Annotated in this window: 1 protein-coding gene; it reads right to left on the minus strand. The window is 73.3% G+C overall.

Annotation, left to right across the window (positions count from 1 at the left end; all coding sequences use genetic code 11):
* Positions 1-48 precede the first annotated feature (48 nt).
* Positions 49-1281 carry an acyl-CoA dehydrogenase family protein gene (locus ACFV4N_RS43680; RefSeq protein WP_499678591.1) on the minus strand — a complete coding sequence of 411 codons (1233 nt, stop codon included), beginning with the start codon at positions 1279-1281 and terminating at the stop codon, positions 49-51.
* Positions 1282-1499 lie beyond the last annotated feature (218 nt).

Below are 1499 nucleotides of genomic sequence, written 5' to 3' on the forward strand. Positions count from 1 at the left end.
CTGCCGGGAGCGGCAGACCGGGGTCCCCGGTCGGGGTGGTCGACCGGTTCACATCTCGAACGGGCGCTCCGCCAGGTCGAAGTTCCACGGCAGGCCGAGCGCCCAGCGGCCCAGCAGCTGCCGCGTCACGAACCGCGTCGGCGGGTGGTAGCGGGCCGCGTGCACGTCCCGGATGAGGCGCGAGGCGGGGCCCGCCGCGCTGTAGGAGGCGACGCCGACCAGCTCCGAGGCCAGTTCCACGGCCCGGATGGCGATGTCCACCGACTGGTGCCGCAGCGCCAGCACCGCCGGCGTCAGGTTGCGGGGGTCCAGCTTGCGCTCGTCGATCAGGCCGGCGATGCGGGCGCACGCGGCGTCCAGCGGCAGGATCTCGACCAGGATGTCGCCCAGGGCCGATTGGAACGACGGCAGGTCGGCGCGCCGCGCGCCCAGGTAGCTGATCTTCGAGCCGGTCAGGGCGCGCCTGGCCTGGTCCAGGGCCGCCTGGGCCACGCCGAGGTAGCACGCCGTGGCCGTGGTGCAGAACCACGCGGTGCCGGCGGCGAACACCTCGTCACCGACACCGCCCTGCGGCCCGCGGTGCACGATCGCCTCGTCGGGCACCGGGCAGTCGACCAGGCGGATGGTGTCGGACTCCGACGCGCGCATCCCGAGCGTGTTCCAGGTGCGCTCCACCACGACACCCGGCGAGTCGGTCGGCAGGACGGCCACCAACAGGCTCTCCGGGCCGCCCGCCTCGTCCACCATCTGGAAGTTCAGCACGTCGCTGCGCTCGGCCAGGGAGCAGGGCACCTTCACGCCGTTGACGATCCACTTGTCGCCCTCGCGGCGCGCGGTGCAGTTGGAGCGGGTCAGGCTGCCGCCCAGACCGGGCTCCGCGAACGCGGAGACGATGATCTGCCGCTGTCGCGTGATCGACTCCAGCGCGCGCCACGACTCGTCGCGGTGCCGCAGCCAGTGCTCGACCATGTACCCCATGGAGAACAGGTGCATGTTCATGCCGATCGAGAGCGCCGGGTCCGCCGCGCCGACGCGGCGCTGCACCGCGCAGCACTCCAGGAGCGACGCGCCGCCGCCGTGGAAGTTCACCGGCACCGGGAGCCCCAGGTAGCCGCACTCCCGCAGCGCCTCGACGCTGCGGTCGGCCAGCCGGCCGGTGCGGTCGTTCTCCTCGGTGTGGGTGGCGAGTTCGGTGATCACCGACTCGGGGACCAGGTGGTCGGTTCCCGGCCAGATCGCCGTGCTGCCGCGCGCGTAGTCGTACGCCTCGTCCAAGGTCATCTCCTGTTCGGTTCGACCGACCGGTGCCGCCGGTGCGACCCGGGCGATGCGGCAGGTGGGAGCCGGTGGCTGCCCCACGCGGCGCCGGGATCATTGGACCGCCGGGGATCGGAGCCGGACAACGGGTCTAGAACCTCCGGTGGTGGGCCGTCGGCCGGGTCGTGCGCCTCGGACGCGCCCGTCGCGGGCGCCGTGGGACGAGGACTCGGGGTGCACCC

It is taken from the genome of Actinosynnema sp. NPDC059797 (genome assembly GCF_042732085.1).
In the GTDB taxonomy this organism is placed as follows: Bacteria; Actinomycetota; Actinomycetes; order Mycobacteriales; family Pseudonocardiaceae; genus Actinosynnema.

What these genes read in the sequence shown, in the direction of transcription:
- ACFV4N_RS43680 (WP_499678591.1), bottom strand. Translation starts at nt 1,281, where the DNA reads ATGACCTTGGACGAGGCGTACGACTACGCGCGCGGCAGCACGGCGATC.